Below are 21,721 nucleotides of genomic sequence, written 5' to 3' on the forward strand. Positions count from 1 at the left end.
CGGGCAATCGTGGAGCTTTGAGTATTTTTGGCAAGATGAAGATCAGCTGGTCCCGACCTGTCGAGCGGCATGGTCCAGTCGACTCAGCGCCTCGGCCACTTCACTCTCTGAGATGTTGAGAGGAGGCAGCAGGCGGATCACATTGTCGGCGGCGGGCACGGTGATCAGATCGGCGTCATAGCAGGCGTTCAGAACATGCGTATTGGCGGCCTTGCATTTGAGGCCAAGGATCAGGCCGGTGCCGCGCACTTCTTCAAACACATCGGGATGCGCTGAAATCAGACCTTCGAGACCCTGACGCAACTGGCCGGACATGCGGTTAACATGGGCAAGGGCTTCGGGTATGGCGACGTGATCCATCACCGCACAGCCTACAGCACAAGCCAACGGATTGCCGCCATAAGTCGACCCGTGCGTGCCCGCCGTCATGCCCGAGGCCGCCTCCTCGGTGGCCAGGACCGCGCCCAGGGGGAAGCCGCCACCGATGCCTTTGGCCACCATCATGATGTCCGGTTCGATCCCGGCCCATTCATGGGCAAACAGTTTGCCGGTGCGGCCCATGCCACATTGGACTTCGTCGAGAACCAATAGCAGCCCGTGTTGATCACACAGATCGCGCAGGCCCTTCAGGCATTGATCGGGCAGGGGGCGAATGCCGCCTTCGCCCTGTACCGGCTCAACCAGAATGGCGGCGGTCTTGTCATCAATGGCCGCCTCAAGCGCGTCGTGATCACCCCAGGGCAGATGCACAAAACCGGGCAGCAGCGGCCCAAAGCCCTTGGTCATCTTTTCGGACCCTGCGGCTGAAATTCCGGCCGAGGAACGACCATGGAACGAGCCATCAAACGTCAGGATGTTCACCCGCTCGGGCTGACCTTTTTCATGGAAGTACTTGCGGGTCATCTTGACCGCCAGTTCGCAGCTTTCCGTCCCGGAATTGGTGAAGAACACGGTATCGGCAAAACTGGTATCGACCAGCTTGTCGGCCAGCGCCTCTTGCTGTGGGATGTGATAAAGATTGGAGGTGTGCCATAGCGCGTTGGCTTGGGTCGTCAGGGCCGCGACCAAAGCGGGATGGGCATGACCCAGCGCGTTCACCGCAATACCAGCACCCAGATCAAGGAAGCGTCGGCCATCTGCCTCGATCAGCCAGCTTCCTTCTCCTTTGACAAAAGTCAGAGGAGCGCGTGCATAGGTAGGCAGAACGGACGGGATCATGAGAGTTTCCTTCAAATCAGAAGTCCTGTGAGTGCCGCAAGGGCAGCTTCAAGTCAATCTTTTGGGGTGGTTATGCGCTATGCGCAGGGATCAAACAGAAAAAGAGGCGACGGGCGTCAGCTGCGTCGGCGTCGGGCTTCGGTGTGTGCAAAACGTTTGATCATGGCGGGCCTGATAAAAGGTTGTGACACGAAAGGGAAGGGAAAAACGCCCTGACCCTCTAGTGCGCCTCGGCCTTCAGGCAGGCCCGGATCCATTTGGCAGCCGAGCGGTAGTGCGAGGCGCCTGCCGCTTCGGCCCAGCGGCCTGGTGTCCAGTAATTGTTCGCACCTTTCATCGGGCCGCCGTAAAGCGTGTCATCATTGTGGACTTGCAGGAAGGTCAGCAATGCCTGATGCGACGCGGCCAGGTGATGGCGGGCATGACCCCAATCAAGCCCGTTTTGTTTCGCCCTGAGGTCGGCATTATAGGCCTTGAGATCGGACCATTTGTACCCCGGCGCAGGAAAATGCACTTGCTTTCCGGCCTGACCATCCGCGTACCAGCCAAAGAACAGCTGTATCCAATGGGCACGGTGGGCGATGATATCCTTGATCGAGCAGTCATCCTCTCGCTTTTGCGTGGCCTGCGTATCAGGAATTTCGCTGATCATTTTGTGCAGCTTGTTGTATTCCTTTTCGGTCACGGCAATCAGATCGGCCTTTGTAGTAGCGGCAGGCATGGTTGAGTTTCTCCTGTTGGGGGCGGGCATAATTATAGACCTTGTGAGCCTTGGCCGCCTTGATCCGTCGCAATAGACCGATTGCCAGAACCCGAGCGCTGTGCGATGGGCAGGTCATGTACACCCCGCGCGATCAGAACTCCGGGCTTGCCGCTCTGTTGACCTTGGCCGCAGCGGCTTTTGCGGCGGGTACCACCTTGTTGGCAAAAGCCTTGGGTGCCGGTGCGCTGGGCCCGGAGATGCATGCGCTTCAGATCAGCCATGGGCGGTTTCTGTTTGCGCTGATCGCAATCGGAATGGCGACGGCGGTGATGAGGCCCAGGTTTTCCAGACCGCATCTGCCGTTGCACGTGACGCGCTCGGCGCTTGGCTGGGGTGGAGTCAGCCTGATGTTCGCTGCCGCTGCCTTTATCCCCTTGTCGGATGCGACGGCAATCAGCTTTCTCAACCCGGTCTTTGGGATGATGCTGGCAATCCCGTTGCTGGGCGAGCGTGTCGGCCCGGTGCGCTGGAGCGCGGCGGTGATTGCGCTGGTCGGCGCAGCGGTGCTGACCCGCCCCGGCGGTGGCGCGCTTGAGTTGGGGGCCTTGCTGGCGCTGGGGGCGGCGGTGATGCTGGGGGCCGAGCTGATTGCAATCAAGCTGTTGTCGAGGCGTGAGAACCCGTTGCAGATTCTGCTGATCAACAATGTGATCGGGTTGGTTATCGCCTCTGTTGCAGTGATGTTTGTCTGGCAGATGCCCACGCCGGAGCAATGGGCTGCGATGGCCGGGATCGGTTTTCTGATGGCGGGGGCGCAGGCCTGTTTTGTGAATGCCATGGCCCGCGCAGATGCCAGTTTTGTCGCGCCGTTTTTCTATGCCGCGCTTGTCTTTGCAGCCCTTTATGACGCTGCCATTTTTGCAGTGATCCCTGATGCGATCTCGGTGATCGGGGCGATGATCATTCTGGCAGGTGCCGGGCTTTTGGCATGGCGCGAGGGCCGGTTGAAGGCGCGGTGATTGACGGTTAGGCTTGGCCAGTCTGACCCCCGGAGGGATGCCCTATGCCCCGCAGCAATCAAACCCTGTCGCCTGCCACAAAACTGGCGCAGGCCCTGCGCTATCTTGATGAAGAAACCGGCGCAATTGTCCCCGCTGTTCAACCGTCGGCCACCTATGCGCGGGATGCCAATTACGAGCTGCGCAAGTCCTACATGTATCGCCGTGACAGCAATGCCACGACCGAACAGGCCGAGGCGATCATCGCTGATCTGGAAGGGGCCGAAAGCGCGATGCTGTTTGCGTCTGGCATGTCCGCGGCGACGGCCGTGATCGAACATTTACCAGCCCATGCCCATGTGGTGGTGCCCGAGGTGATGTATCACGGCGTGCTGGATCAGTTTCAGACCTTCGCCGCCAAGGATCGGCTGGATGTCAGTTACTATGCTGCCGGTGATCTGGATGATATGACCAGCAAACTGCGGCCGGGTGAAACCGCGCTGGTCTGGGCCGAGACGCCGAATAATCCCAATTGGGATGTGACAGATATCGCGGCAGCCGCCGAGATTGCCCACGAAGCGGGTGCAAAGCTGTTCACCGATTGCACGGGCACGCCGCCTTGCGCGGTGCGGGCGTTAGACCTTGGTGCGGATATCTCGTTTCATTCGGCGACCAAATATCTCAACGGTCATTCGGATGTGACGGCCGGGGTGCTGTCGGTCAAGGAGATCGGAACGTATTGGGACGAGATTGAACATATCCGCAAACTGTATGGCACGGTGCTGCATTCCTTTGATGCGTGGTTGCTGATCCGCGGGATGCGCACGCTGTTGTTGCGTTATGAGCGCGCAACCGAAAATGCGTTGAAGGTGGCCGCGCATCTTGAGGGACATCCCGGTGTCGAGGCGGTGATGTATCCCGGCCTGCCCTCGCATCCGGGTCACGAGATTGCCAAGCGTCAAACGGGCGGTGCCTATGGCGGAATGCTGTCGATCATCGTCAAGGGCAGCGAACAGACCGCGATTGATGTGACTCGGTTCTGCGAAGTGTTTTATCCCGCGACCTCCCTCGGTGGGGTGGAAAGCCTGATTGAGCATCGCAAGACGGTCTCGGGCGAGGGCTTTCCGGTGCATCCCCGGTTGTTGCGCCTCAGCATCGGGATTGAGGATGCAGGCGATCTGATCCGTGATCTGGATCAGGCGCTGGAACGCGCGGGGGCGTAACGTCACCCTTGATTACCACCGTATGATTTTGCGTAACTGACGGTATGAGGAACGTATCATGCCGTTAACCGTCCTTGTGCCGATGGTCTTGCTGGGCATCGCGGGGATTGCCCTGTTGCTGCATGTGCTGGGCCTGTCACAGCGCAAGTTGTTTGGCGATGTGGCCGAGGCGCGTACGGCATGGCTGCATGAGTTTCCCGAAGATATGCCAATCCGGTTGGTGCTGAGCCATGATCATCGCGCGGCTTTGATAGATACTGCGAAGGGCCATGGCATCGTCTGGCCTATGGGGGCGGACAGCACGGCGCGGTATCTGGATGGCGCAAAGGTGGCGCGCACGGCAACGGGCCTCAGGATCGACTTGCCTGATTATACGGCCCCGCGGATTGACCTTGAGCTGGACGCCGAGGAAGTCGCACGCTGGCCTCAGCTGATGGAGACCGACCCATGACCGATATGATCAGCTTTCCGGACGTCACCCAAATGGCGGTGCCGTTTTTCATCGCCGCGATCCTGATCGAACTGGTCTGGATCGTGATCAAGCGTCGCGGCGGGCGGTATGAGACGCGCGATGCGCTGACCAGCCTGATCATGGGTGCGGGCAATGTGGCCAGTGGTATTCTGCTGGGGTTCATCGCCTGGGCGTTCTTCATGGTGTTGTGGGAGATTACACCGCTCGATCTGGGAACGTCTGTTGGCGTGATCCTGCTGTGCTTTGTGCTGGATGATCTGCGCTATTACTGGGTGCACCGCTTTGGGCATCGCATCCGCTGGGTCTGGGCATCCCACGTTAATCACCATTCGTCTCAGCATTACAATCTGACCACCGCGTTGCGCCAGACATGGACAGGCACGTTCACCTTCATGATGGTGGTGCGCGCGCCGCTGATCCTTTTGGGGTTTCACCCGGCGCTGGTGCTTTTTTGCGGTGGACTGAACCTGATTTATCAGTTCTGGATCCACACCGAGGCGATCGGCAAGATGCCAAAGTGGTTCGAGGCCGTGATGAACACGCCCAGCCACCACCGCGTCCATCACGGGCGCAACGCGCGTTACTTGGATGCGAATTACGCGGGTGTGTTTATCGTCTGGGACAAGATGTTTGGCACCTATGTGCCCGAACTGGAGGACGAGAAGCCGGATTATGGATTGGTGCGCAATCTGGGGACGTTCAATCCGATCCGCGTGGCATTTCACGAATGGGTTGGCATCTGGCGGGACGTCCGTCAGCCGGGCCTAAGCTGGCGGGATCGGCTGATGTATTGCGTGATGCCGCCTGGGTGGAGCCATGATGGCAGCCGCGAAACCTCGGCTGGGATCAAGGCTCGCCATTTGCGGGATCACCCCGAGGATGCAGGGACGCCGGGGTTCTGAGAAACACCCAGACCGGAATCAAGCCGAAGGCGCCGGGCCATCGTCAGACCGCCCCGACGGGCTGGCGATTTGGTTGGGCTTGGTGCTCCGTTCGGTTTGAGCGCGGGTTTTGCAAAGATAAAGCGTATCGAAGCGATTGTTGGATCGCCATCCCACGCTCTGACGATGGCCCGGCTTACGTTTAAAACCGAACCCGTATCGCCAACTCGGCCACGGGCGCCGTGTCATAGCTTTGCCTGCTCACGCGCGCTCCGGCAGCATTCTCGACGGTCAGTTCCCCGTCAAAGGCTGCGCCGACAAACCCGCTGACCGTAAAGCCGGGGTTGGGGGCGTAATCCACCGACAGGACGACCGGGATGCTTTGATCTTCACCGACGCCACCAGGGGCCAGCCCGGAGTCATCCAACCGGAACTCGGCGCGTTCCAGGCGCACACCAAGCCCGATATCCAGCGCATCGCTATAGGCGTAAGACAGCTGCAGCCCCGGCCCTTGCGTGGCGGCCAGGCCGGACCCCGTGCTGAGGTTCCAGCGATCATTGATGTCCCAATCGACAATCACGGCGGGAAACGCGTTGATCCCGCTGCCTTCCAGTTCGGAAAACGCCCCAAAGGCAGGGCCGATGCGCAAGCTGTCACTCATCTGCCAGCTGACCCCGGCAAAGACGCCGTAGGTGGTGCTGTCTGAGGTGCTGGCCCCGCTTTCATAGGCGCGTCGAATTTGTGGGGCGATAAAGACATTGGCGCTTTGCCCAACCTGGAATTGCATGGGCGCTGAGATGGCCAAACCGTTGATGTCGTTCCAAAGCGGGGCTGCGCCGCCGCCAAAGTCATAAGACTGCTGTCCAAAGCTAAGCGCGACACCGGCCGAATTGCCGTTGTCGAACGTGTAAAGCCCTCCAAGCCCGAGCAGGCTGCGTGTGGTCGATACATCGCCACCCCCGCTCAGATCGGCAGCCCATTGATGCGCCACGAACCCACTAACTTCGCTGCCCCAACCGGTCCGCTGTTGGGCGGTGGCCGGTGATGTGACCAATGCGGTTGCGGCAGCCAGACCAAGGCAGAGATCGCTGAGATTACTCATGAAAAACTCCGGGAGCGGAGTATTGTTTGTCGCTCGCTCGATCAGATAGTCGGCTGGGATGGGTTTTCAAACCATGCGCGGCGATACGCCGCCCGCTGCGGTTTTCATGCCATCCGAGGTGCTGTCCCAAAAGGGGTATAGGTGTCCGAAACCTCTGGACAGCCTGTGCGGCCCCTGTCAGGGTTTTGATCAAATCCTGACAATCGGAGGCGATGCTATGAAAGACGATAATTTCCTGCGTGAGATGAATGCCCGCCATCTGTGGCATCCGATGGGTCACCCCGGTGATCAGCAGGTAAATGCGCCCAAGATCATCAAGGCGGCCAAAGGGGTTGAGATCACCGATATCGACGGTCACAGCGTTGTCGATGCGGTTGGCGGCCTATGGTGTGTGAACCTTGGCTATTCCAACGATGTGGTGAAACAGGCAATTTCTGATCAGTTGTTTGATCTGCCCTACTATTCTGCCTTCGCCGGTACCAGTAACCCGCCTGCCATCGAGGCCTCTTATGCGGTGCAGGAGTTCTTTGCCGAAGATGGCATGACCCGGGTGTTCTTTACCTCGGGTGGCTCGGATGCGGTTGACACTGCCCTGCGCATGGCGCGGCAATATCACCGCCTGCGGGGCGAGCATACGCGCACCAAGTTCATCAGCCTCAAGAAAGGGTATCACGGCACGCATTGGGGTGGTGCCTCGGTCAATGGTAACAATCGCTTCCGCATCACCTATGAGCCAATGCTGCCGGGCTGTTTCCACCTGCCCAGCCCCTATACCTATCGCAATCCCTACGACCAAACTGACCCCGTTAAGCTGGCCGAGAAGATCGCTGCGGCTTTTGTGGATGAGATCGAATTCCAGGACCCCAGCACGATCGCTGCTTTCATCATGGAACCCATTCAGGGCGCCGGTGGGGTGATCGTGCCGGATGCATCCTTCATGAAGTGTATGCGCGAGATTTGTGATCGCTATGGCATCCTTATGATCAGCGACGAGGTGATCTGTGGCTTTGGCCGCACCGGCGACTGGACCGGCGCGCGCCATTGGGGGGTTAAGCCCGACATGATTACCATCGCCAAGGGCATCACCAGCGGGTATTTCCCTGTCGGTGGCGTGCTGGTCGGCGACAAGGTGGCCGATGTGTTTGAAAACGCCCCCGCCGCGGACGGGGCGATCTGGACCGGTTATACCTACTCAGCCCACCCTGTGGGCGCGGCGGCGGTTGTGGCCTGCCTGTCCGAGACCCTGCGGCTGGACACCAAGGCCAATGCTGCGGCAAGGGGTGCACAATTGCACGAGGGCATTCTGAAGCTGGCCGAGAAACATGACATCATCGGGGATGTGCGCGGTGGGCATGGGCTGATGCACGGGATCGAGATCGTCTCGGACAAAGCCGCCAAAACCCCGATGGACGCTGACACAATGAAGCGCATTCACCAGGCAACCTATGAGGCTGGCACCATGGTCCGGCTGGGGGCGCATAACGTATTGATGTCCCCACCCTTGACGATCAATGAGCCCGAGGTAGATCGGATCATCGCGTCTCTGGATGCCGGGTTTGCGGCTGCTTAGCGGCAACGCCGTTTCAGAACGTAGGGTCTGGTACGGATGGCCCATTGCAAATTGGATCATTAATCAGGCCAAGCCTATGCGTTGCCAAACTGGAGAGGCCGCGAGACCTTCCGAGTTGTGCGGCGTGGTCGCTTTGAGACCTTAGCGGTCGCCAAGGTTATGAGCCCAGCCGGTTAACAGCCGCGCAGCGGCCCGGCCATCGTCAGCCCCTCCCTTGGGCTGGCGATTACTCTGACCAAGGCGCTGCGCTCGTTCTGTGGATGTGCTTTGCGAGCATAAAGCGCCCCGAAGCAAATGTTGGTCGCCACCCCAGGGGCTGACGATCGCCTCCGGTGGCGAGCACATGGCGAAGGACCGCTGTGTCCCGCAAATGGGACAGTCATGCTCGTCGGGGAACACCCAAATCTGCTTTGGCTGGTGCCGCGATACTCTCGGTTTAACCGCAATCAAAAGGGCCGGGGAATCCCGGCCCTTCCGTTTTGTCGAGATCGTCGATTACTTGAACTTCTTGATCTCGCCAGACTTGAGGCGTGACATGTAGCTGTCCAGCTCGCGTTTGACGATGGGCATCAGGAAGTAGAGGCCGATGATGTTAACCACCGCCATGGCAAAGATCGCTGCGTCCGAGAAGTCGATGACCGGGCCAAGGTTGGCGGCGGCACCGATGACCACGAAGATGCAGAAGATGATCTTGAACACCAGTTCCTTGGTGTGGCCTTCACCGAACAGATAGGTCCAGGCTTTCAGGCCGTAGTAGGACCAGCTGATCATGGTTGAGAAGGCAAACAGGATCACCGCAATCGCCAGAATGTAGGGGAACCAGCTGAAGGCACTCCCGAAGGCGGCCGAGGTCAGGCTGACGCCCGAGTTGCCATCGACAGTCGCAATGGCATTGCCTGCTTCGTTCAGCATGTAGTTGCCGGTTTCCGGATCAATGATCATCTGTTGCGTGATGATGATCACCAGCGCGGTCATGGTGCAGATCACGACTGTATCGATGAACGGCTCCAGCAGCGAAACAAAGCCTTCGGTGATCGGTTCCTTGGTGCGCACCGCCGAGTGGGCGATCGCCGCCGAACCAACGCCAGCTTCGTTCGAGAACGCAGCACGTTTGAAGCCCTGAATCAGGGCACCGACCATGCCGCCGGCAACGCCAAGGCCGGTAAAGGCCCCTTCAAAGATCTGACCAAAGGCCCAACCGATCTTGTCGAAGTTCATCAGGATGATGATCAGAGCAGCCGCGACATACATCACGCCCATGAACGGCACGACTTTCTCGGTCACCTTGGCGATGGATTTCAAGCCACCGACGATCACAGCAAATACAACGGCCGCGAACAGGACGCCCGTAATCCAGCCGGGATAGTCACCCACGATGCCTGCAATCTGCTGATGCGCCTGGTTGGCCTGGAACATATTGCCGCCGCCGAGCGCGCCAAGGATACAGAAGATCGAGAACAGAACGGCCAGAATGCCGCCGCCGGCAACGCCGCGTTCCTTAAAACCTTTTGACAGGTAATACATCGGACCACCCGAAACGGTGCCATCTTCGTATTCATTCCGGTATTTCACGCCCAGCGTACATTCGGTGAATTTCGAGGCCATGCCCATCAGGCCCGCCATGATCATCCAGAACGTCGCACCGGGGCCACCAATACCCACGGCCACCGCCACACCGGCGATGTTCCCCAGGCCAACAGTGCCTGAAAGCGCCGTGGCGAGGGCTTGAAAGTGGCTTACTTCGCCCGCGTCGTTGGGGTCTGAGTAGTCACCCTTCACGAGCGAGATCGAATGTCTGAAGGCTTTGAACTGGATAAAGCCGAAATAGAGCGTGAAGACTGTGGCGGCGATCACCAGCCATGCCACGATCCACGGGAACGAGGTGCCTGGAAAAGGGCTGAAGATCAGGCTGACGAACCAGCCGGTTGAGTTGGAAAAGATCTGATTGACCTTTTCGTCCAGCGATTGGGCAAACGCGGGGGTCGACAGCAGGCTCGTGGCCGCTGCAACGCCGGTTGCACATGCGAATTTGTGATACATTCTACTATCCCTACTGGTTTGTTTTTTATGGAACGATGGTGCATGGCACGGGGGCACATTGCGCCAGCGAACTGGCAACCGACCCGAACACCCGTGAGCTGAGCGAGGATTCCCCATCACGGCCCACAAACACCTGAGTTGCACCGCTTTCTGAGGCGATGTCACACAGCACATCGACAATTTTGCCGTATTTGATTGTGCCTTCAACCCCGGCACCTTTGCCCGAGTACTCTTCTACAACTGGATCCATCAGCTGGCTTTGCGCGCGGGCAAGTTCGTCCTTGCGGCGCGCGTGGCGCTCCTCAAGCTCGTTTGGCGTTAAGAAGGAATAGGGCGACCATTCCAAGACATGTGCAATGACAATGGAACCGCCCTGCGCCGCGGCGCGATCGATGGCGAAATCCAGCGCACGACGTGATGCGGCGCTGCCGTCGTATCCGACGACGAATTTTCCAGACATTTTAATACTCCCTTATGGTGTCAGACGCCTTGTCAGGCCTCTTGATACTAACAGAGGTTGCGCAATAAAAAATCGCGAAGGTTATTGAGTTTCGGAAAATTTTCGGAAATGATCCTGAAATTAGCTTACTAATAGGATTATTTCCTGATGGACCGTTTGGATCGCCAAATTCTTTCTAGGCTTCAACAGAACGGCCAAATCTCGATGGCGCGGCTGTCCGAAGAGGTTGGGTTGTCGCTGTCAGCATGTCATCGCAGGGTCAAATTGCTCGAAGCCAGCGGTGTCATCTCGCACTATGCCGCGCGATTGAGTCGCCAGGCCCTTGGCCTTGAGATGCAGGTGTTCATCGAAATCAAACTGGCCTCGCAGCGGCGCGAGGATATCGAGGCCTTCGAGGCGGCGATTGCGGCAATGCCCGACATTCTGGAATGCCACCTGATCTCGGGTGAATTCGACTACCTGATCCGCGTCGCCGTGCGCACCCCGTCGGATTTCGAGGAACTTTACCGCAACAAACTGTCGCAGATTCCCACCGTGTCACAGACCAAGACCCTGCTAAGCCTATCAACTGTCAAGGAATTCAAAGGGTATCATCTGAGCGATCTGACCGAGTGATCATATTGGCCTTACCTGCGGTCTGCGGTCGCAGGGGCCGGAAAGCAACCTCACTTGCGCTATCTTAGGGCGGTAGAAAAAGCTTTGATCAGGACGCCATGGACACCCTTCTGCTTTCCCGGATTCAATTCGGGGCCAATATCTCGTTTCACATTCTGTTCCCGACGATCACCATCGCGTTGGGCTGGGTGCTGTTTTATTTCAAACTGCGGTTCAACAGTTCGGGCGACGAGAAATGGATCAAAGCCTATCGCTTCTGGGTGAAGGTCTTCGCGCTTAGCTTCGCGTTGGGCGTGGTCAGCGGCATTACTATGTCGTTTCAGTTCGGTACCAACTGGCCGGGGTTCATGGAAACCGTGGGCAATGTTGCGGGGCCGCTTTTGGCCTACGAGGTTCTGACTGCGTTTTTCCTCGAGGCGGTGTTCCTAGGGATCATGCTGTTTGGCTTTTCGCGCGTACCAGGGTGGCTGCACACTCTGGCGACCTTCCTTGTGGCGTTTGGTACAACCATGTCGGCTTTCTGGATACTGGTTCTGTCCAGCTGGATGCACACACCTGCGGGTTTCGAGATGCGCGATGGCGTGGCTTTTGCCACCGATTGGTGGGCGATCATCTTCAATCCGTCGATGCCTTACCGGCTGATCCATATGCTGCTTGCGTCGGGATTGACCGTGGCGTTCCTGTTGGCCGGGATCAGTGCCTATCGTTGGCTGCGTGAAGACCGCAGCAATGATGTGCGCGCTGCACTGGTAACAGGTCTTGGCCTTGGAGCGATGTTGATACCGGTGCAAATTCTGATCGGCGATTTCCATGGGCTTAACACGTTGGAGCATCAGCCCGCCAAGGTGGCGGCTATGGAGGGCAATTGGGAAACGCAGGGCAACGTACCGTTGTTGCTTTTTGCCGTTCCGGACGAAGCCGCGCGCGAGAACACCTACGAGATTGGCATTCCCAATGGTGCGTCCCTGATCCTGACTCACAAGAGGGACGGCGTTGTGCCGGGCCTGAATGACTTTGTCACCGCGGATGGTGAGGTACTGCATCCGCCCGTCGCCCCCGTGTTCTATGCCTTTCGGGTGATGGTTGGCACCGGCATGGCCATGTTGTTGCTCAGCTGGATGGCTGTGGGGATGATGCTGTGGCGTCGCCGCGGGGTCGAGGCGTTGCCACGCTCGATGTTGTGGGCGATGGTGCCGTTCGGCTTCTCCGGCTGGGTGGCCACGCTGGCCGGTTGGTACACGACCGAGATCGGGCGGCAGCCGTGGCTGGTCACAGGAGTGATGACCACCGAACAGGCCGTGGCCGACGTGCCCGCGCCGATGGTGGCCGGAACCTTGGCGATCTATCTGACCATCTATGTCGCGCTTTTGGTGGCCTATATTGGTGTGCTGTTCTTCCTGGCGCGTAATGCCGGGGCTACGCCGGGCGATGACCGTGGTCCTTTGCGACCCGGAATGGCGCGCCCGGTGCCTGTAGCAGCGGAGTAGATTATGGATTGGTTTGGCCCCTCTGAACAATGGTTGCCCGTCGCGTTTGCCGCGCTGATGGGGCTGTCGATCCTGGTCTACGTCTGTCTGGACGGGTTCGACTTGGGCGTCGGGCTGCTGTTTCCCTTTGCCGAAGACGCCGAGAAGGACCGCATGGTCGCCTCGATCGGGCCGTTCTGGGATGCCAATGAAACATGGCTTGTGCTGGCTGTTGGCATTCTTCTGGTGGCGTTCCCGGCCGCGCATGGGATGATCCTGACCGTGTTGTACTTGCCGGTGGCGGTGATGCTGGTCGGGCTGATCCTGCGCGGCGTGGCGTTTGAGTTTCGCGCCAAATGCGCCGCGCCGCAAAAGCCGATGTGGAACCGGGCGTTTTACTATGGCAGCCTGATGACTTCGCTATCTCAGGGGTACATGCTTGGCATGTATGTCATGGGCTTGCAGGTGACTTGGTTCACCTTTGCCTTTTCCGTGGTGACGGCGGTGTTCCTGACCGTGGCCTACTCGTTCATCGGGGCGACCTGGTTGATCCTGAAGACCGATGGCGCGTTGCAGCAAAAGGCAGTGGCGTGGTCCAAAGGCGGGATCTGGGGCGTTGTGCTGGGCATGGGGGCTGTGTCACTGGCCACACCCTTTGTCAGTCCGCGGATTTTCGACAAGTGGTTTTCGGTGCCCGAGATGTTTCTGTTACTGCCCCTGCCATTGATGGCGGGCGGGCTGGTGCTGATCCTGTGGCTGCTTTTGCGTGACCTGCCGAAATCGGATGATCGGCTGTCCTGGGCGCCTTTCGCGGTGACCACGGTTCTCTTCGCGCTGGGTTTCGTCGGAATGGCCTATTCCTTTTACCCCTACGTGGTGCCGGAAACCCTGACGATCTACGAAGCCGCCAGCGCGCCGGATAGCCTGTTCATCATCTTTGTGGGAACGCTGTTCGTGTTGCCAATGATCGGGGCTTACTCGGTGTTGTCCTACGTGATCTTCCGCGGCAAGGCGACCGAGCTGCGCTATGATTGAGCGTCGCCCCAGCCGCCCCCACCGGGTGTCTGCATCCCGAAGACTGCGCCTTTGGGCAGATCAATCTCGTCATTGCCTTTCAAGTCGCGATGCGTGCTATCGGGCAGTTCGGCCCAGTTAAGTCCAACCGCACCCGGCGCACCGCCATCCACCCCGAAGGATGGCACGATCCGATGCGAGCATAGCGTGGTCACGGTGACGGACTCCAAGAACCGCATGCGGCGCAACACACCGCTACCGCCGCTCCATTTGCCTGCGCCGCCCGAGCCATGGTGGATACCGAACTCTTCCAGGCGCACCGGGAAGCGTTTTTCCAAGACCTCGGGATCGGTCATGCGGGTGTTGGTCATGTGTGATTGTATTGCGTCACAGCCGTGAAATCCCGGCCCCGCACCGGTGCCACCCGCAATGGTTTCATAGTTTTGGAAATCCTCATTCCCCCAGACGAAATTGTTCATTGTGGCCTGCGATCCGGCGATCACATGAAGGGCACCGTAAAGGGCGTTGCACGTCGCCTGAGACACCTCGGTATTCCCGGCAATCACCGCCGCCGGATAGGCCGGGTTCAGCATCGAGCCTTCGGGCACGATGATTTTGAGCGGTTTCAAACATCCCTGATTGAGCGGAATATCGGCCCCGACCATCGTGCGGAACACATAAAGCACCACCGCGTCACAGATCGAGCGGGGGGCATTGTAATTGCCCGCGTTCTGGGGCGAGGTGCCGGTGAAATCAATTGTAGCCGCGCGATTGGCGTGATCGACGCTGACGCGCACGTTGATCGTAGTCCCGATATCCATGGGATAGCTGAAACTACCGTCTTTGAGCCGGTCAATCACTCGGCGCACGCTTTCCTCGGCATTGTCCTGCACATGGCCCATATAGGCGCGCACTGTGTCGATGCCGTAGCTGTCGACGACCTTCAGCAGTTCCTGCCGCCCGGTTTCATTCGCCGCCACCTGCGCCTTCAGATCGGCCATGTTCTGCGGGATGTTGCGGCAGGGGTATTTGGCGGTGGCGAGGGTTTGCTCGGCCACATCGCCAAGGAATGTGCCCTGATCCACCAGTTTGACGTTTTCGATCAGCACGCCTTCTTCGTCGATATGTGTGCTGTCGGGCGGCGCGCTGCCCGGTGTGCGCCCGCCGATATCGGCATGATGGCCGCGGCTGCCCAGCCAGAAGGCAGGTGTGTCGCCCACAAAGACCGGGGTGATCACCGTGACATCCGGCAAATGCGTCCCGCCATTATATGGAGAATTGAGCATATAGGCATCGCCCAGGCGCACATCGGGGTTGAGCCGCATAATCGTCTTGACCGAGTCCGACATCGACCCCAAATGCACCGGCACATGCGGGGCGTTGGCCACCAGATCGCCCACCTCGTCAAAGATCGCACAGGAGAAATCCAGCCGTTCCTTGATGTTTACCGACCAGCTGGTATTGGCCAACGTCGCGCCCATCTGATCGGCCACGGACATGAACAGGTTGTTGAACACTTCCAGCAGGACTGGGTCGGCATTGGTGCCTGCCGCATGGTCCCGCGCCTTGGCACTGGTGCGTTCCAAAAACAGGTTGCCCATCTTGTCCAGTCGGGCGGACCAGCCGGGTTCAACCACATTGGTGCCGGTGGGTTCGGTAATCACGGCGGGGCCCTGCACGGTGATCCCGGGGGCAAGGGCATCGCGATGATAAAGCGGGACATCCTGCCAGGCATTCTCCACATGCATGGAGATATGGGCAAGTAGCTGCCCGTCGCCCTTGGGGACATCGGCGACGGGGGCCTGACCGGTTTCGCCCACCGCCTCGACGCTGAGCATGTCGAACAGCACGGCGCGTTCCGGGCTGATAAAGCCAAAACGCTGACGATGCGCTTGTTCAAAATCGGCCAACATCTGTTCGGTGCTGCCAAAGGGGACGCCAAGGGCCTGATGCGATCCGTCATAGCGGAGATGTGCGCGAGGCACGGGCGTGATCCGGGTGATGCCCTGACTGGCGACCTCGCCATGCGCGTCCTTGGTTATCTTGTCCAAGGCTGCTGTTGCTGTCTCGATCTCCGAAAGCGGCGCGTCCAGCTGCACCTCGCGCAGGGCGCGTATCTCGGCAAGGCCCATGCCATAGGCGGAGAGCACCCCGGCATGGGGATGGATCAGAACACGGGTCATCCCAAGGGCATCGGCGACAAGGCAGGCATGTTGCCCACCCGCCCCGCCAAAGCATTGCAGGGTATAGCCGGTCACATCATGGCCACGTTGCACACTGATTTTCTTGATCGCGTTGGCCATATTGTCGACGGCGATGCGCAGGAATCCTTCGGCCATATCCTCGGGCGAGCGGGGGGCCTCACCGGTCTCTTGCGCGACCGTTTCGGCGAGGGCCGCGAATTTCTGACGGACCACATCGGCGTCCAGCGGTTGATCCCCATCCGGGCCAAACACATGCGGGAAGTGATCGGGGTTCAGCTTGCCCAGCATGACGTTGCAATCGGTCACCGCCAACGGGCCGCCCCGGCGATAACAGGCCGGTCCGGGATCGGCACCGGCACTTTCCGGACCGACCTGAAACCGGCCATCCCGGAACGAACAGATCGAGCCGCCCCCGGCGGCAACGGTATGAATATCCATCATTGGCGCGCGCATCCGCACACCTGCCACTTCGGTTTCAAAGCTGCGTTCATATTCACCCGCGTAATGGCTGACATCCGTACTGGTGCCACCCATATCAAAGCCGATCAGCTTGTCATGCCCTGCTGCTGCGCCGGTTTTGACCATGCCGACAATTCCGCCCGCTGGCCCCGACAGGATCGCATCCTTGCCCTGAAACAACTGTGCATCGGTCAACCCGCCTGAGGATTGCATGAACAGCAGCGCCTCACAGGCCCGGCCCAGATCAAGCGCACCTGCCACTTGATCAACATAGCGCCGCAGGATGGGTGATAGGTACGCATCGACCACCGTCGTATCGCCCCGACCCACCAGTTTGGCCAAGCGCGAGACCTCGGCGGAGGTGGAAATCTGGGTGAAACCGATGTCTTCTGCCAGTTTGGCAACCTCGATTTCGTGCGCGGGATTGAGATAGGCATGCAGCCCGGCAATGGCGACAGCCCGCAGACCTGTGTCATAGGCGGCTTGCAGGGTCTGCCGGGCCGCCTCCACGTCCAGCGGGGTGATGACTTTACCGTCCGCATCCAACCGCTCAATCATCTCGCCTACATCTTCATACAGAAGATCGGGTCGTTTGATCTCCAGATCGAACAGGCGCGGTCTTGCCTGGTACCCGATCTGCAGCAGATCGCGGAAACCTTGGGTGATCATCAGCAGAACACGTTCACCCTTGCGCTCCAACAGCGCATTGGTGGCCACCGTGGTGCCCATCTTGACCGCCTTGATCGCAGCATCCGGGAATTCTCCGCTAACCTCCATCAGATCGCGAATGCCCTGTACGGCAGCATCAGCATAACGGTCAGGATTTTCCGAGAGCAGCTTGTGGGTCCGCAATTCACCCGTCGGTGTCAGCCCCACGATATCGGTAAACGTGCCGCCCCGGTCGATCCAGAATTCCCACGCTCCACTCATGGCCGTACCCCGCATGTTACACCGCGCCACGTTTGGCATCGGCAAAGAGATTGTCAACGCCGTCACGGATTGAAATTCGCATCGGTTTGGCCCCATATATCAGCAGGCATCACAGAGGAGCCTTTGTCATGGACTTGCGCACGCTTTCTCCAAGTTATTCGGTGTCGCCCCAGATCACGCCCGAGGACATACATGAGCTTGCCGGGGCCGGTTTCAAATCGGTGATGTGTAACCGTCCGGACGGTGAAGAGCTGGGACAACCCGATTTCGCCAGTATCGAGGCGGTGGCCAAGGCCGAAGGGCTTGAGGTGCGCTGGGTACCTATCATCTCGGGTAGTGTTCACCAAAGCGATCTTGATGCGTTTCGCACGGCTCTGGAGGAAATGCCGCGACCGATGCTGGCATATTGCCGGTCGGGGACACGCTGCGCGATGCTCTGGACGATTACGCAGTATGGCACCTTGCCGGATGCTGATATTCTTAGCGCTACTCAGGCGGCAGGATATGACATGTCTGGCCTGTTGCATCAGCTTCACCAGCATCGCGGATGAGTGCCGAACGCTGGGCAGCCATCGGCGGCGACCAATCCTACGTGATGCAAGGTGATGTGCTGGCCGCGGATCAGGATGTTACGGGCGTGGTGGTGGTCCGCGTAGGTGACGGTCAACCTGACAACCTGCCAGCCTCCCTGTTGCCCGATGGTGGGGCCGTCCTGCCCGGCCTGACCCAAGACAGTCCTGCCGATGTGATCAGCGCCTGGGTGCGTATCTGGATTGCGGGCTTCCTGGCCCGGCAAGGGCCATGGGATGGGGTGATTTGTGCCTTGCACGGCGATGTCAGCCACTGGATTCACCTCAGTGCAATCGAAGTGGTCAGCAGCCAAAGCTTTCTGTCGCCCCGCCTGATTGCCTCCCTGAATGGTGCGCAGACCGCCGATACGCAGGCGATCACCGACAGCCTTAGCCGCCCCGAACGCCTTGCCGGGCATTTGCGTATCGCCGAGGTGTCAGGTCAGCCGACTGCCATCACCGGCCACCTGATCGGCGCAGAACTGGCCGCTGCCCGGCCTTATTGGCTGGGACAGCAGGTGGCGGTGATCGGCGACGGCCCGTTGATCACGACTTATGAAAAGGCGATCGAGTCACAAGGATGCCCGGTGACCTGCCATGACAGTGCCGATCTGATCCCTGCCGGGCTTGAGGCGTTGGGCGCTGCGCTTGGGGTTGCGCCTTAACAGCTAAAAGGTGATGCGAAACCGGGTACCGGTATCGGAGGGTTCCAGTTCAATCTCGCCGCCAACCGCTTGTAGCATGGTGCGCACAATAGCCAGCCCCATACCGGTACCACCACTGCCCCTGCGGGTGGTGAAAAACGGATCAAACACTCGGTCGCGATTGCCGGGCGCAATGCCGGTTCCATTGTCCTCAATCGCTAGCCCGTGCTCAAAACCAGTCAGGTTCAGGCTGTCCGCGCCATGGGCCGCTGCATTGCCCGCCAGATGCCCCAGCACGGCGGCCATGGCGGTTTCGTCAATAGGCAGCACCGCATCGCCCGTCAGGGTTATGGGCAGGGGGGAGTTGTTGCGCATGGCTGCAACAACCAGTGACAGCTGCACAGGCCCTTTGCCCACAGGTTCGCGGGCCACGGCCAGACGGCGCAGGGCGTCCAGTTGGGTTTCCATGTTGCGGGCCGAAGTGCGGATGGTGCCGATCAGTTGGTCGCGATCCTTGTCATCGGCCTCTTCCAGCAATTCCGCAGCTCCGATCAGGCTGGTCAGGGGTGATTTCAATTCGTGCGTGACGTGATTGGTATAGGCGCGCAACCCCGTCTCGCGATCACGCAGGGTAGTGCCCATTTCCAGTACCGCTTGCCCCAGTGCGGTGATCTCGGGCGTGCCGAACTGTGGCGGCAGGGGAATGTCAGTGCGCCCTTCCTTGATCGCGTCCGCATGGGCGGTCAGGGTGTAGACCGGTTTCAGCACCAGCCGCCACAGCAGAAAACCCAGGATGATGGTCGAGACCAACGCCAGCACAAACATCATCAACGTCGTCTCGCCCCAGCCCAGGATAAACCCGGCCAGTTTGAAATACCCGATCCCGATCATTGGCACCGCGAGGATCGAGGCGAGTGTGCCCCCGATCACCAGCGCCAGGGGGGGGCGCCACTTTTGCCTTATGCGCTCGGGCATGGGCCCATCCGAATGCCGACGCCGTGGACCGTTTCGATGGCCCCGTCGCATCCGGCCTCGGAAAGCTTGGCACGCAGGTTGCGCAAATGGCTGTCCAGCGTTCGGTCGGAAACATGGATCGCATGGCCATAGACTGCATCGGTCAGTTGCGCCTTGGTGGCCACGTGATCGGGATGCTGCATCAGATGTTCCAGCAGCGCCATCTCACGCCCTGTCAGTGTGATCGCTGTGTCGGCGAACTGGCAAAGGTGGCGCGTGGGATCAAGGCGTAATGCCCCGCGTTGCAACATCGCCTCTCCCGCAGTCGGCGTTGCGCCGACGCGTTTCAGGATTGCTCTGATCCGGGCGATCAATTCCCGCGGCGAAAACGGTTTGGTGACGTAATCATCTCCGCCCAGTTCGAACCCCAACACGCGATCAATCTCGTCATCGCGCGCGGTCAGAAACAGGATCGGCGTCTCGCGATCCGCACGCAAACGGCGGCACAGCTCAAGCCCGTCCATTTCCGGCAAGCCGATGTCCAGCACGATCAGGTCGGCCTTGCCATTCTTTGCCTTGGCCAACCCTTCGGCGCCGTCGCCTGCCTCGGCTACCTTATGCCCGGCCTGCCTGAGTGCAATGCGCAGCACGTCGCGGATTTGCGGGTCATCATCGATGATCAGAATATCGGCCATGTCAGATATCTGCTGCCTGCGTGTTCAATGCGGCAAGGCTACGTAAAACCCGCCAGTCGCGAAAGCCCCATTCGCGCCAGTCGGTAACAAAGGGAGCGTAGGGGCCGCGATAGTAATCGCACAGGTCCGGCGCATGGCGGCGGATTTCCGGCAACGCCGCGGGGCCAAGGGTGCAGATGTAATGGGCATCCTCGGTGAAGCCATGGGTCAGGTTGTAACGCGCAATCTGACGATCAAAGCTGAAGAACATGCAGGTATAAAGGGTGACCGCCCCCAGCATCGCACAACGTTTCAACCACCAACTGGTGCCCTGTTTTGCAGCGATCTGCCACAGGGTCAGGACCAGCCCCGTGGCCACCACGCCCATCCAGATGCCCGCCGCCATGCGAAGGCGGGTCAACCCATAGGCCTCAACGTAAAGGTCGAGGCGCAAGAGAGACGACAGCACCAACAGAATGGTTTGGGCAATCCAGAACAGCAGGGCCATCCGCAGGGTCCGGTCCACATCCGTGAAGGGCCGGGCGATCAGGGCAAACGCCCCGGCCAGAAGCGCGGTCAGCAGCAATGGGTATGCTCCGCGATGGGCATATTGCGCATAACTCATGCCTTCGGGCAGCGCAGCACCCCCCAGAAGATAGGTCGCATCCATCGTTGTCTGGGCCAAGAACAACAGGTTGAACAGGATCAATGAACGACGCACCGCATCGGGATTCAGAATGCCGGGCCGCCAGCGGGGACCAATAAGAGGCGCGGGTGCGCTGATAGTCAGGCGTTGACGCAGCACCGCGAGGCGCAGAAACGGCCAGATCAGAAGGGCCATGCCAAACCAGAAACACACGCGGCTCAGGGTTGGTGTACGCACCGTTTCGAGCTGTGCAGCCCAGGACTGGACCACCGGGTTTGCCTCGAACAGCAGGCTGAGAAAGATCAGGCCCAGCCCCACCGGCAGGGCCCAGCCCAAGGTCAGGCTGCCGATTTTTTCTGCGATCGGGCGCTCCGGAGCGCGTAGCGCTAATCCAGCGCGCAAATCGTATAAGGATTGTAATGGGCCAAGGGCCAGAAAGCGAATTGCACCAAGTGCCGCTGCGCGCAATCCGGGCCAGCCCCCGAGCGCGATCCATGTCCCTCCCAGCAACAGGCCTGCGGCCCAGAACAGCAATGAGAGCGTTTGAACCTGTTCGATCAAGGGCAAAAACATCGCCTCGCCAAGGATCAACCCTCCCCATCCCCGTCCACGCGTCAGAACGAATGCAGCCAGCAGAAGGCACAGACCAAACAGTGCCAGCGACAGGCCGGGTGCGGTTCCCCATAGCAACAGATCGGCGAGCAGTATCAGCGCCACTAACAACGCCGGACGATCCCAACGCCCCGGTTTGGCGGTGCCGCCCTTGGGCGGTGTAGGCCGCCTGTGGATAGGGCCGTCCATCCACCAGCTGTCACGCTGGATCGAGGCAGGTACGCCTTTGACGAGGAAGATTTTCATGGGTCTGCTCCTTCACATTCT

General features: G+C 59.6%; 19 protein-coding genes. 10 read left to right on the top strand and 9 right to left on the bottom strand.

Annotated features, from left to right (window positions below; all coding sequences use genetic code 11):
- Positions 1-42: 42 nt before the first annotated feature.
- On the bottom strand, positions 43-1,218 hold the full coding sequence (locus tag V6N02_RS19220; RefSeq protein WP_371228313.1) for an aspartate aminotransferase family protein: 1,176 nt from the start codon (positions 1,216-1,218) through the stop codon (positions 43-45).
- A gap of 220 nt (positions 1,219-1,438) precedes the next feature.
- The gene (locus V6N02_RS19225) at positions 1,439-1,939 is read right to left on the bottom strand and encodes a ClbS/DfsB family four-helix bundle protein (RefSeq protein ID WP_371228315.1); all 501 of its coding nucleotides are present in this window, start codon (positions 1,937-1,939) and stop codon (positions 1,439-1,441) included.
- 116 nt (positions 1,940-2,055) lie between these two features.
- Between V6N02_RS19225 and V6N02_RS19230 the strand changes: the two genes are divergently transcribed.
- The 4 genes from V6N02_RS19230 to V6N02_RS19245 are packed head-to-tail and all read left to right on the top strand — an operon-like array spanning position 2,056 to position 5,516.
- Positions 2,056-2,940: a DMT family transporter gene (locus V6N02_RS19230; RefSeq protein WP_371228317.1), complete on the top strand. Its 885-nt coding sequence runs from the start codon at positions 2,056-2,058 to the stop codon at positions 2,938-2,940.
- A 44-nt stretch (positions 2,941-2,984) separates the two neighbouring features.
- The gene (locus V6N02_RS19235) at positions 2,985-4,142 is read left to right on the top strand and encodes a trans-sulfuration enzyme family protein (protein ID WP_371228319.1); all 1,158 of its coding nucleotides are present in this window, start codon (positions 2,985-2,987) and stop codon (positions 4,140-4,142) included.
- A gap of 58 nt (positions 4,143-4,200) precedes the next feature.
- Positions 4,201-4,593: a hypothetical protein gene (locus tag V6N02_RS19240; protein ID WP_371228321.1), complete on the top strand. Its 393-nt coding sequence runs from the start codon at positions 4,201-4,203 to the stop codon at positions 4,591-4,593.
- Positions 4,590-5,516, top strand: a complete 927-nt coding sequence (locus V6N02_RS19245; protein WP_371228323.1) for a sterol desaturase family protein — start codon at positions 4,590-4,592, stop codon at positions 5,514-5,516. The genes V6N02_RS19240 and V6N02_RS19245 overlap by 4 nt, the downstream gene beginning before the upstream one ends.
- A 181-nt stretch (positions 5,517-5,697) precedes the next feature.
- Here the strand turns inward: V6N02_RS19245 and V6N02_RS19250 are convergent, their stop codons facing one another.
- A complete protein-coding gene (locus V6N02_RS19250) occupies positions 5,698-6,597 on the bottom strand; it encodes a hypothetical protein (RefSeq protein ID WP_371228325.1) in 900 nt (299 codons plus the stop codon).
- A 217-nt stretch (positions 6,598-6,814) separates the two neighbouring features.
- Here V6N02_RS19250 and V6N02_RS19255 point away from each other — a divergent pair, with 217 nt between their 5' ends.
- Positions 6,815-8,167 (top strand): aminotransferase class III-fold pyridoxal phosphate-dependent enzyme, encoded by a 1,353-nt coding sequence (locus V6N02_RS19255; RefSeq protein WP_371228327.1) that lies wholly within the window; start codon positions 6,815-6,817, stop codon positions 8,165-8,167.
- 495 nt (positions 8,168-8,662) lie between these two features.
- On the opposite strand, the gene V6N02_RS19260 is transcribed toward V6N02_RS19255, so the two are convergent.
- The gene (locus tag V6N02_RS19260) at positions 8,663-10,207 is read right to left on the bottom strand and encodes an alanine/glycine:cation symporter family protein (protein WP_371228329.1); all 1,545 of its coding nucleotides are present in this window, start codon (positions 10,205-10,207) and stop codon (positions 8,663-8,665) included.
- 25 nt (positions 10,208-10,232) lie between these two features.
- Positions 10,233-10,667: a universal stress protein gene (locus tag V6N02_RS19265; RefSeq protein WP_371228331.1), complete on the bottom strand. Its 435-nt coding sequence runs from the start codon at positions 10,665-10,667 to the stop codon at positions 10,233-10,235.
- A gap of 147 nt (positions 10,668-10,814) precedes the next feature.
- Between V6N02_RS19265 and V6N02_RS19270 the strand changes: the two genes are divergently transcribed.
- The 3 genes from V6N02_RS19270 (at position 10,815) to V6N02_RS19280 (ending at position 13,783) form a co-directional block, all read left to right on the top strand.
- Positions 10,815-11,282: an Lrp/AsnC family transcriptional regulator gene (locus tag V6N02_RS19270; RefSeq protein WP_371228333.1), complete on the top strand. Its 468-nt coding sequence runs from the start codon at positions 10,815-10,817 to the stop codon at positions 11,280-11,282.
- 98 nt (positions 11,283-11,380) lie between these two features.
- The gene (locus tag V6N02_RS19275) at positions 11,381-12,769 is read left to right on the top strand and encodes a cytochrome ubiquinol oxidase subunit I (RefSeq protein ID WP_371228335.1); all 1,389 of its coding nucleotides are present in this window, start codon (positions 11,381-11,383) and stop codon (positions 12,767-12,769) included.
- 3 nt (positions 12,770-12,772) lie between these two features.
- Positions 12,773-13,783 (top strand): cytochrome d ubiquinol oxidase subunit II, encoded by a 1,011-nt coding sequence (locus V6N02_RS19280; RefSeq protein ID WP_371228337.1) that lies wholly within the window; start codon positions 12,773-12,775, stop codon positions 13,781-13,783.
- Here the strand turns inward: V6N02_RS19280 and V6N02_RS19285 are convergent.
- On the bottom strand, positions 13,774-17,355 hold the full coding sequence (locus tag V6N02_RS19285; RefSeq protein ID WP_371228339.1) for a hydantoinase B/oxoprolinase family protein: 3,582 nt from the start codon (positions 17,353-17,355) through the stop codon (positions 13,774-13,776). The genes V6N02_RS19280 and V6N02_RS19285 overlap by 10 nt on opposite strands.
- 128 nt (positions 17,356-17,483) lie before the next feature.
- Here V6N02_RS19285 and V6N02_RS19290 point away from each other — a divergent pair, with 128 nt between their 5' ends.
- Together V6N02_RS19290 and V6N02_RS19295 are read left to right on the top strand one after the other, a co-directional pair.
- Positions 17,484-17,906, top strand: a complete 423-nt coding sequence (locus V6N02_RS19290; protein WP_371228341.1) for a protein tyrosine phosphatase family protein — start codon at positions 17,484-17,486, stop codon at positions 17,904-17,906.
- Complete coding sequence (locus V6N02_RS19295; protein WP_371228343.1) at positions 17,903-18,589, top strand: 2-dehydro-3-deoxygalactonokinase; 687 nt, start codon at positions 17,903-17,905, stop codon at positions 18,587-18,589. Before V6N02_RS19290 ends, V6N02_RS19295 begins: the two co-directional genes overlap by 4 nt.
- 3 nt (positions 18,590-18,592) lie before the next feature.
- On the opposite strand, the gene V6N02_RS19300 is transcribed toward V6N02_RS19295, so the two are convergent.
- From V6N02_RS19300 to V6N02_RS19310, 3 genes are read right to left on the bottom strand one after another with little or no spacing between them, the layout of a single operon-like run.
- Complete coding sequence (locus V6N02_RS19300) at positions 18,593-19,543, bottom strand: sensor histidine kinase (protein WP_371228345.1); 951 nt, start codon at positions 19,541-19,543, stop codon at positions 18,593-18,595.
- The gene (locus tag V6N02_RS19305; protein ID WP_371228347.1) at positions 19,528-20,217 is read right to left on the bottom strand and encodes a response regulator transcription factor; all 690 of its coding nucleotides are present in this window, start codon (positions 20,215-20,217) and stop codon (positions 19,528-19,530) included. The genes V6N02_RS19300 and V6N02_RS19305 overlap by 16 nt, the downstream gene beginning before the upstream one ends.
- Before the next feature lies 1 nt (position 20,218).
- Entirely contained in the window at positions 20,219-21,700 is a 1,482-nt protein-coding gene (locus V6N02_RS19310; RefSeq protein WP_371228349.1) for a DUF4153 domain-containing protein, read from the bottom strand.
- Between the last annotated feature and the right edge of the window lie 21 nt (positions 21,701-21,721).

The sequence above is a fragment of the Roseovarius conchicola genome (assembly GCF_041403425.1).
Lineage (GTDB): Bacteria > Pseudomonadota > Alphaproteobacteria > Rhodobacterales > Rhodobacteraceae > Roseovarius > Roseovarius conchicola.

Excerpts from the sequence above, each read along its gene's own strand:
- V6N02_RS19265 (WP_371228331.1), bottom strand. The coding sequence starts at position 10,667 with ATGTCTGGAAAATTCGTCGTCGGATACGACGGCAGCGCCGCATCACGT.
- V6N02_RS19290 (WP_371228341.1), top strand. The coding sequence starts at position 17,484 with ATGGACTTGCGCACGCTTTCTCCAAGTTATTCGGTGTCGCCCCAGATC.
- V6N02_RS19270 (WP_371228333.1), top strand. The coding sequence starts at position 10,815 with ATGGACCGTTTGGATCGCCAAATTCTTTCTAGGCTTCAACAGAACGGC.
- V6N02_RS19220 (WP_371228313.1), bottom strand. The coding sequence starts at position 1,218 with ATGATCCCGTCCGTTCTGCCTACCTATGCACGCGCTCCTCTGACTTTT.
- V6N02_RS19225 (WP_371228315.1), bottom strand. The coding sequence starts at position 1,939 with ATGCCTGCCGCTACTACAAAGGCCGATCTGATTGCCGTGACCGAAAAG.
- V6N02_RS19235 (WP_371228319.1), top strand. The coding sequence starts at position 2,985 with ATGCCCCGCAGCAATCAAACCCTGTCGCCTGCCACAAAACTGGCGCAG.
- V6N02_RS19275 (WP_371228335.1), top strand. The coding sequence starts at position 11,381 with ATGGACACCCTTCTGCTTTCCCGGATTCAATTCGGGGCCAATATCTCG.
- V6N02_RS19285 (WP_371228339.1), bottom strand. The coding sequence starts at position 17,355 with ATGAGTGGAGCGTGGGAATTCTGGATCGACCGGGGCGGCACGTTTACC.
- V6N02_RS19305 (WP_371228347.1), bottom strand. The coding sequence starts at position 20,217 with ATGGCCGATATTCTGATCATCGATGATGACCCGCAAATCCGCGACGTG.
- V6N02_RS19240 (WP_371228321.1), top strand. The coding sequence starts at position 4,201 with ATGCCGTTAACCGTCCTTGTGCCGATGGTCTTGCTGGGCATCGCGGGG.
- V6N02_RS19295 (WP_371228343.1), top strand. The coding sequence starts at position 17,903 with ATGAGTGCCGAACGCTGGGCAGCCATCGGCGGCGACCAATCCTACGTG.
- V6N02_RS19255 (WP_371228327.1), top strand. The coding sequence starts at position 6,815 with ATGAAAGACGATAATTTCCTGCGTGAGATGAATGCCCGCCATCTGTGG.
- V6N02_RS19280 (WP_371228337.1), top strand. The coding sequence starts at position 12,773 with ATGGATTGGTTTGGCCCCTCTGAACAATGGTTGCCCGTCGCGTTTGCC.
- V6N02_RS19230 (WP_371228317.1), top strand. The coding sequence starts at position 2,056 with ATGTACACCCCGCGCGATCAGAACTCCGGGCTTGCCGCTCTGTTGACC.
- V6N02_RS19245 (WP_371228323.1), top strand. The coding sequence starts at position 4,590 with ATGACCGATATGATCAGCTTTCCGGACGTCACCCAAATGGCGGTGCCG.
- V6N02_RS19310 (WP_371228349.1), bottom strand. The coding sequence starts at position 21,700 with ATGAAAATCTTCCTCGTCAAAGGCGTACCTGCCTCGATCCAGCGTGAC.
- V6N02_RS19250 (WP_371228325.1), bottom strand. The coding sequence starts at position 6,597 with ATGAGTAATCTCAGCGATCTCTGCCTTGGTCTGGCTGCCGCAACCGCA.
- V6N02_RS19300 (WP_371228345.1), bottom strand. The coding sequence starts at position 19,543 with ATGCCCGAGCGCATAAGGCAAAAGTGGCGCCCCCCCCTGGCGCTGGTG.
- V6N02_RS19260 (WP_371228329.1), bottom strand. The coding sequence starts at position 10,207 with ATGTATCACAAATTCGCATGTGCAACCGGCGTTGCAGCGGCCACGAGC.